Source organism: Kitasatospora sp. NPDC057198, assembly GCF_042670125.1.
In the GTDB taxonomy this organism is placed as follows: Bacteria; Actinomycetota; Actinomycetes; order Streptomycetales; family Streptomycetaceae; genus Kitasatospora.
Window position 1 is genome coordinate 1 of the sequence record NZ_JBHUWH010000368.1, and the last position, 8,090, is coordinate 8,090.

General features: G+C 76.7%; 7 protein-coding genes. 2 read left to right on the plus strand and 5 right to left on the minus strand.

Translation table 11 applies throughout. The annotated features are described in order from the left end of the window. Positions 1-31 precede the first annotated feature (31 nt). The 4 genes from ACFUEL_RS30195 to ACFUEL_RS30210 all read right to left on the minus strand — a co-directional run bounded on the left by ACFUEL_RS30195 (position 32) and on the right by ACFUEL_RS30210 (position 4,730). Entirely contained in the window at positions 32-262 is a 231-nt protein-coding gene (locus tag ACFUEL_RS30195) for a DUF6296 family protein (protein ID WP_344554636.1), read from the minus strand. A 121-nt stretch (positions 263-383) separates the two neighbouring features. Further along, positions 384-2,720, minus strand: coding sequence for a hypothetical protein (locus tag ACFUEL_RS30200; protein ID WP_380239956.1), 2,337 nt, complete (start codon positions 2,718-2,720; stop codon positions 384-386). Positions 2,721-2,781: 61 nt separating this feature from the next. Further along, the gene (locus ACFUEL_RS30205; RefSeq protein WP_380239957.1) at positions 2,782-3,681 is read right to left on the minus strand and encodes a hypothetical protein; all 900 of its coding nucleotides are present in this window, start codon (positions 3,679-3,681) and stop codon (positions 2,782-2,784) included. Beyond that, positions 3,678-4,730: an SPFH domain-containing protein gene (locus ACFUEL_RS30210; RefSeq protein WP_380239958.1), complete on the minus strand. Its 1,053-nt coding sequence runs from the start codon at positions 4,728-4,730 to the stop codon at positions 3,678-3,680. The genes ACFUEL_RS30205 and ACFUEL_RS30210 overlap by 4 nt, the downstream gene beginning before the upstream one ends. A gap of 579 nt (positions 4,731-5,309) precedes the next feature. Here ACFUEL_RS30210 and ACFUEL_RS30215 point away from each other — a divergent pair. Both ACFUEL_RS30215 and ACFUEL_RS30220 read left to right on the plus strand, forming a co-directional pair. Further along, a complete protein-coding gene (locus tag ACFUEL_RS30215; protein WP_380239959.1) occupies positions 5,310-6,197 on the plus strand; it encodes an SMP-30/gluconolactonase/LRE family protein in 888 nt (295 codons plus the stop codon). Positions 6,198-6,229: 32 nt separating this feature from the next. After that, the gene (locus ACFUEL_RS30220) at positions 6,230-7,234 is read left to right on the plus strand and encodes a serine hydrolase (protein WP_380239960.1); all 1,005 of its coding nucleotides are present in this window, start codon (positions 6,230-6,232) and stop codon (positions 7,232-7,234) included. A 40-nt stretch (positions 7,235-7,274) separates the two neighbouring features. On the opposite strand, the gene ACFUEL_RS30225 is transcribed toward ACFUEL_RS30220, so the two are convergent. Beyond that, positions 7,275-8,090 (minus strand): NAD(P)-dependent oxidoreductase (locus tag ACFUEL_RS30225; RefSeq protein WP_380239961.1); only part of this gene is annotated, 816 nt, incomplete at its 5' end.

Below are 8,090 nucleotides of genomic sequence, written 5' to 3' on the forward strand. Positions count from 1 at the left end.
CGGTGGGCGGGCGGCCCCGCCGTCGCTTTGCTCAGGGCAGGGGTTCGGCGTGCAGCGGGGTGTTCGGGGTCTGGTGGCCGCCGCTGGCCAGCATCCGGACTTCGCCCTGGTCGCTGATCTCGGCCTGCACGATGCCGGACGGGTCCGCGTACACCGGGTGGCCGCCCGGGCCGCGGGCGCCGGTCGCCTCGACCACCACCACGTCCTGTTCGGCGTGGCCGCCGGTCTCTCCGGGGAACGTGAGTGCGAATCGTCGGGTCATGGCCGGGCCTTCTTCCCGTCGGGGCCGTCGCGCGGGCGCCGCTGGGCGGGCGCCGTTCCATCGTAGGCGGAGCGCGGGCGGCCGGTCGCGGGCTGGTGGTGCGTGACGGGTTGGACGCGGGTCAGGCAGCGGACAGCCGGGCGTGCAGGGACCGGGCGGCGGCGCGGACCGCGAGGTCCTCCGCGACCATCCGCTGGTACACGCCGCTGTGGACGGCCCGCGCGTCGCCCTCGGCCAGGCGGTGCAGGGCGGCCAGCTGGGGCGCGGTGAGCGGCTCGGCGGCGGCCAGCACCTCCAGGGCCTCCAGGGCGGCCGTGGAGGCGTCGGCGGCCAGCGCGGCCAGGACGCGGTCGGCCAGCTCGGTACGGGCGAGGCCGCCCGGACGCGCGCTGCCGGGGTGGGCGGCGGACAGTGCGCGGGCGGCGTCGGCGGCGTTCCGCGGGTGCGCCAGCAGGCGCAGCAGCAGGGGGGTGGTGGGCGCGGCGGCGGGCCCGAGGTCGGCGGCCAGCCGCAGCGGGCGCCGGGAGCGCTGGGCGGTCTCCGCGTCACGGGCCAGGGCGGCGGTGACCAGGGCCAGCAGCGGGGCGTCGTCACCGGTCAGCGCGCGGATGGTCTCGGCAGCGGGGAACAGGCGCTCCGGGTGCGGCCCCGGGGCGGCGAGCAGGGCCGACAGGGCGGGCAGCAGCGGGCGGGCGCTCTCGCCGAGGGCCGGGAGGAGGGACAGCGCGTACTCCAGCCGGTACCGGTCGCCGGCCTCGAGGGCGTCGCCGGGTTCGCCGGTGCCGCGGGCGTCGCCAGTGTCGAAGGCGGTGGCGAGCAGGGCCAGCAGCGGGGCCTCGTCGCCGGTCAGCGCGCGCAGGGCGGTGGCGGCCGAGACGCGGTCGTACCACGGGGCGGCGGGGGCCGACACCAGTGCGTGCAGGGCAGCGGGCGCCTCGGGGTGCCGGGTCGGGTCGGCGACGGCGGCCAGGGCCTCGGTCAGCGGAGACAGGTGGACGCGGGCCGGGCGCTCGTCCAGCAGTTGCAGCAGCTCGGGCAGCGCGGGGCGGGCGGCCGGGCCCCAGGCGGTGAGCAGGCCGAGCAGCTCGGTGACGCGGTTGGCCGCGAGGTTGTGCTCCGGTAGGCCGCTGTTCGGCGGCGGGGGCGCGGGGGAGAGCAGTTCGGACCGGACGGCCGCCAGCAGCGCCGGGTCGAACGGGAGGAGCGTGGGCGGCTGCGCGACGGACTGCTGGTGGACGGTGCGCAGCGACTGCCAGCGGTGCGGCAGCCGGTCGGCCAGCAGGGCGGCGAGGCGCGCTGGGGTGTGCGCGGGGTGGGCGGACCGGGGCAGGAGCAGCAGGGTGTGCAGCGCGCGGTCGCCAAGCGGGTCGGGCCGGTCGGCCAGGCGCAGCAGCGCGGGCACGGCCTGCGGGGCCGGCTCGCCCCACTGGGCGAGCGCGTCGAGCACCCGGGTGGTGCGTTCGGGGTCGCCACCGTCGAGGAACGGGAGCAGCAGGGGCAGCAGCCGGGCCGGGGCGCTGCGGGAGCACCGCGCCAAGTCGTCTGCGGCGGACAGGAGTTCATCGGCGGCCGCCGTTCCCGGCTGGGCGGCTGACGGTTCCGGGCGGGAGGTCGTCGCCTCCGGGCGGGCGGCCACCGTCTCTAGCAGGGTGAGGGCGTCCGCCGGGTTGCCGCGCCGGTGCAGGCCGGTGGCGAGTGCGGGCAGCGCCCAACGGATCAACCGGGTGTGCTCGACGTGGGGGCCGAACGGGAGCAACTGGGCGGCGGTGGAGGAGAGTTCGGCATCCCAGGGCAGACCGTGGTCGACGGTCGCGCGCAGTGCAGCGATCCGGACGGGCGCGGGCCCGGCGGGGGAGAGGGCGAGGCCGCGCAGTTCGGCAAGGGCCGCCGGGTCGGCGGCGGCGCGGACGGCCAGCAGGTCCGCGCGGACGGTGGGATCGGGCTCGTGCCGCCAACGGCGGTGCAGGGCGGTGCGGATGGCGGTCGGGGCGCTGCCGGTGGTCGGGGCGCAGGCGAGCAGCAGGGCGAGCGCGGCCTGTCGGACCTTCCTGGCCGGGTCGTCCAACGGGGCCTGGAGCAAGGGGAGTTGTTCGATCACGGCGGCGCGGGCGGCACCCGGGGCGGGCAGCTCGTGCTCGTCGGTGCTCTTCGCGATCTCCGCCAGCAGGTCCAGCGCGATGGTCCGGTTCTCCTCGGCCGCGGCCGGGCCGGTGTCGGCCACCGCCAGCGCGGCGAGGAACGGGACCGCCGCCACCGAGGCCGCGTACACCGTGCCCTGGTGCGCCAGGCTGCTCCATGCCTCCAGCCCGGCCTCCGACCGGGACTCGGGGTCGGCGGCGTCGGCCAGCGCGCGCAGCAGGGCGGGGACGTCGTCGGCGGGGCCGTAGGCGTGCCGCAGACGCGACCAGTCGATCCGGTCGAGGCCGGCCAGGGCGGTCGGGGCGGGGGGTTGCTCCATGGGGCCGGATTGTGGCAGGGGGCGGTGACAGGGCGGCTTGGCGGCGGCGGGCGGCGGGCGGTCAGACCAGCAGGTGCAGGCGTTGCGCGGCCGGGCCGATCCGGACGGTCTGGCCCCAGGTGAGTTGCAGGGCGTCCGACTCAATGCCGTCGCCGAACGCGACCAGCAGCTCGGACTCGACCGTCAGGGCGAGGTGCTGGTCGGCGTCCAGCAGGCCCTCCACCCGGGAGGTGCCGGTCACCGGGGACGGCCACGCCTCGCGGACGAACCAGGACAGGCGCGGGGCGGTCGGCGCGGGCAGGTCCAGCCGGCTGGAGCGCTCCAGCCAGGCCGAGCGGCACCAGCCGGTGGCGCCGGTGCCGGTGCCGACCAGCACCCCCGAGGACGCCTGCGACTCGGCGGCGCCGCCCGGCGCGGCCAGCCGGTAGCGGGCGGTCTGGTGGCCCGGCTGGCCGAGGTAGATCTCGTTCAGCGCGAGCAGCCGCTGGGTGTCGTCCGCGACCGCCTCCACCATCGTGCGCAGCTCCAGGCGCTGTTCCGCGCCCGGCAGGACGGCCGCCCGCAGCAGCGCCCCGGCCTGCCCGGCCCGGTGCCGGACCAGCACGCCCGCGTTGCGGCCCGGCTCGGCGTCGATGCCGACCACCGGCTGCCCCGCCAGGTACTTCGCGGCGTTCGCCACCAGGCCGTCCTGGCCGACCACCACGACCACGTCCTCCGGGCCGAACAGGAAGCGGTCCAGGTCGGAGCGCTCGACCCGGGCCTGGCGCCAGTCCAGCGGCACCGCGGCCGACACCTCGGCCAGCGCGCCGCGGGCCAGGTGGTGGCGCCGTTCGGCCTCGGCCAGCGAACGGCCGCGCCGGGAGAGGAAGAACTCGGCCTGGCCGCGGGTGCCGTGCCTGGCGATCAGCTCCTCGTACTCGGTGCGCCGGTGGATCAGCACCACGCGCGGGGCGAGGCTCACCGCCCGTTCCCCTCGGGGGAGTCGGGGGTGGTGAGGCGGCTGAGCAGGCCGGTGAGGACGTCCGGGGTGAGGGTGATGCTGTCGATCCGGGGCAGGTGCTCGGCCAGCCGGATCATCGCCAGCGCCCGCAGCACCTCGGGGCCCGCCTGCTGGTGCGCGGCCAGCCAGGCGGCCTCCGCGGCCGCCTTCGCCTCGCCCAACGTCCTTGCTGCTTCGGCCTGTTGGACGGCCAGGGTGCCCGCCGCCTCGGCCTCGGCGACCGCCATCCTGGTGCGGCGGGCCGCCTCCGCGTCGGTGCGGACCGCGTCCGCGGCGGCCTTCTGCTCCGCCTCGCGCCGCGCGTTGGCGCCCCGCTGCTTGACCAACTCCTCCTCGCGGCGGGCCAGTTCGATCTGGCTGGCGAGTTCGTTCTCGGCGATCGTGCGCTCCCGCTCGACCGCGACGGCGCGCCGCTCGTACGTCGCCCGGTCGGCCTCCTGCTGGACCTGCTCGCGGGCCGGGGTGCGCAGCGCCCGCTCCATCTCGGCCTCCGGCCGGACGGCGGTGACGCGCACCGCGAGCACCGTCAACCCGATCTCGGCCAGCCGGGGTTCGGCGGCCAGACCCTCGGCGATCCGGGCCCGGACGGTCGCCACGCCGTCGACCAGGGTGTCGGCGAGCGGGGTGCGGGCGATCAGCTGGAGCGCGTGCTGCTGGGCGGTCTCGGTCAGCAGGGTGCCGAGCTGGGCGAGCGGTTCGGCGCGCCAGCTGCCGGTGTCCGGGTCGATGCCGAAGTCGAGGCGGGCGGCGGCGGTGGTCGGGTCGCTGATCCGGTAGGTGACGGTGGCCTGCACCGCGAGGTCCTGGAAGTCCGCGGTGCGGGCGTGGAACATCATCGCCAACTCGCGGTCGTCGGCCGGGACTTCGGAGATCGCGGCGGTGAGCGGCCGGAACCAGAAGGCCAGCCCGGTGCCCTCGTGGGCGAGTTGGCCGCCCCGCAGGTGGCGGATGTGGCTGGTGGGGGCGGAGCGCAGGTGGCGGAAGCCGAAGCGGCGGGTGATGTCGGCCATGGGAATCGGTGCCCTCTCTTTTCGTCGTGATGACGATAAAGGAGGGAGGCAGTTGTCGTCAATACGACGAAAAGGGGGTGTGCGGGGGCGGTCGGGGCCGCGCGTGGTGTTCCGTGCGCGCTCCGCCCGTTCGAGCGGCCTTGCGGGGAACGGTGTTTCGGGGCACCGGTCGGGTGCGGGCGGCGGCCTAGGGTGCTGATCGGGCGGGCCGGGCGGCGCCTGCAGTCGGTGCGGTCGCCCCGGCCGCCCGCGGTCGGCGCCGTCGCCCCGGCCGCCGGTTCCCCGGCTCGACCGTCTCCCGAAGGGCTGATCGTGAAACCGTCCCGTACTTCCCCGTCCCGCGCGACCGCCGTCCCGGACGGGGGCGTCCCGGACGGGAGTGTCCCGGAGCGGAGCGTTCCGGGTGGGGCTGCGCGGGCTACGCGGGCTGCGCGGCGGGCCCGGCGGTCGGGCGCACCGGCGTCGGGGCCCGGGGCGGCCTCCGTCCTGGTGGCCGCCGCCCTCGTCGCTTCCGCCCTGGCCGCCTCCGCCCCGGCTGTGGCGGTCCCGGTCGTGGCGGTCCCCGCGGCTCCGGCTTCCGTGGCTCCGGCCTCCGCCGGGTGGCCCGGGGCGGGCGGCGGGGTGTACATCGCGGACACCTACAACGACCAGGTGGTCAGGGTGGACGGGGCGGGGGCCCGCGGGCAGGAGGTGGTGGCCCGGGGCCTGGACCTGCCCAACGGCGTGGCGGTCGGCGCCGGCGGCGACGTGTACATCGCCGACAGCCGCCACGACCGCGTCCTGAAGGTGTCCGCCGGCACCGGGCGGCGCACCGTCGTACGCCCGGACGTGGAGCTGAAGTCCCCCTACGGCGTCGCGGTCGACGGCGCCGGGACGCTCTACGTTGCCGACACCGACCACGGGCGGGTGCTGAGGCTCCCCGCCGACGGTTCCCCGCCGACCACGGTCGGCAGCGGCCTGGGCAACCCGACGGGGGTCGCGCTGGACGCGTCGGGCAACGTCTACATCGCCGACCCCTACAACAACCGGGTGGTCGAGGTCCCGGCCGACGGCGGCCCGCAGCGCGAGGTGCCGGTGCAGGTCGCGGACCCCACCAACCTGGCCTTCGACGGTGCCGGCGACCTGTTCGTCGCGGACCCCTACAACAACCGGGTGGTGGAACTGCCGCACGGCGGCGGGCCGCAGACCACCGTCGGCGAGGGGCTGGACTTCCCCACCGGCGTGGCCGCGGACGCCCGGGGCAACGTGTACATCGCCGACTTCAACAACAGCCGCGTGGTCGAGGTCCCGGCCGACGGCGGGCCGCAGAGCACGCTCGGCGACCACCTGCGCCACCCCTACGCGGTGGCCGTGCCGCCGGCGCCCGCGCACCCCGTCCCCGGGCAACCTGCCCTCGGGCACCCCGTCCCCGGGCGGCCGGCCGTCCCGCAGGCCGCCCGCGCCACCCTCCTCCGGCACCCGTCGTAGTACGCCCCGGCAGATCCAGGAGCCCCGCCACCATGGCCACCACGGCAACCCGCCACCGCACCGATCCGCGCCCCGCGGCCGCCAGGCTCGCCGGGGTGCTCGCGGCCGCCGCCGCCCTCGCCCTCGTTCCGGCCCCCGCGTCGGCGGCCCCCGCCCCGGCAGTCCCCGTCCCGCCGGCCCCCGCCCCGCCGGTCGGGCACGCCGTGCGCTGCTCCTCGGCGGCCGACCCCGAGCTGGCCGAGCGCCTGGCCCGCGACATCGCCGAGGCCGTCCGGGGGAGGCAGTCCACGCTCGCCCTCGCCGTGCGCGACTCCGGCACCGGGGTGTCGTGCTTCCTTGACCCCGGCAGGCACTTCGACTCGGCGAGCATCGTCAAGGTCACCATCATGGGCGCGGTGCTGAGGCTCGCCCAGGACGAGGACCGGCCGCTGACGCCGTTCGAGGAGGAGAACCTGCGGCCGATGATCACCCGGTCGGACAACGCCGCCGCCGTCCGGCTGTGGAAGTACGTGGGCCCGGCCCGGATGCGGAACTTCCTCGACCTCGCGGGCATGTACGACACGGTGCTGTCCGCCGACGGCTTCGGGCTCACCCAGGTCACCGCCGGTGACGAACTGAAGCAACTGGACGTCTACGCCACCGACTCCGACGTCCTCACCCCCGAACACCGCTCCTACGGGCTGCAGTTGATGGCCGAGGTGGAGGAGGACCAGCGCTGGGGCACCCCCTTCGGGGCGCCGCCCGGCGTCACGACGCACGTCAAGAACGGCTGGCTGCAGCGCGCCACGCACGGCTGGCGGGTGCACAGTCTCGGCATCTTCACCGCCCCCGACCGGGTCTACCGGATCGCCGTCCTCACCGACGACGACCCCACCGAGTCCTACGGCATCGGCACCGTCCAGCGCGTCTCCCAGCAGGTCCACCGGGACCTCGCCGGCCGTGCGGACGCGGACCCCACCAGGCTCGCGCCCGGCGTCCCCGACCTCGCCGCGCCGGAGACCGGCGACGGCTCCGTCCCCAACACGGTCGGACGGTAGGGGAGTCGGGTCGGACGGCGTCCTGGTGATTGACGCCCTGTCAGATTCCGGCGCGGGTGCGGGAGGTGGTGGAGATCGCCGCCAGGTCCTGCTCGCCGTGGCCGTGGGCGATCGCCTGGAGCAGCGAGTCGCGCAGCAACGAGGCCAGCGGGAGCGGGACTTCGGCGGCGCTCCCGGCCTCCAGGGCGAGGTTGACGTCCTTCAGGCCCAGTGTCAGGCGGAACCCGGCCGGTTCGAAGGTCCCCCGGGTGATCATCCCTCCGTAACCGGCGTACACCGGGCCGGGGAAGAGGGAGTCGGTGAGCACGGCGAGCAGTGCCGCCGGGTCGAGCCCGCTGGCCTCGGCGAGCGCGGCCGCCTCGGAGAACGCCTCGATCGCCGACACCAGCAGGAAGTTGGCGCTGATCTTCGCGACGTTGGCGGCCGCCGGATCCTCCCCGAGCGGCCAGGTGCGGCGGCCCATCGCCTCGAACAGCGGTGCCACCCGGTCGAGTTCGGCGGACGGACCGGCGGCCAGGACGTTCAGGTTCCCGGCCGCCGCGACGTCGGTGCGGCCCAACACCGGCGCCGCGACGTACCCGATGCCGTGCCGGGCGTGCAGTTCGGCGGCCCGGCGGGCCAGCGCGGGGGAGACGGTGGCCATGTTGACGTGCGTGACGGCCTGCGCGCCCGACAGCAACTCCCCGTCCAGCAGCAGGTCTTCGACCACCCGGTCGTCCGCGAGCATCGACACCACCACCTGCGCCCCGAACGCCCCGGCGAGCGTTCCGGCGGCCGTGGCCCCGTCGGCGACCAGTTCGGCCACCGGGCCCGGCGAGCGGTTCCACACCCGCACCGAGTGGCCCGCCGCCAGCAG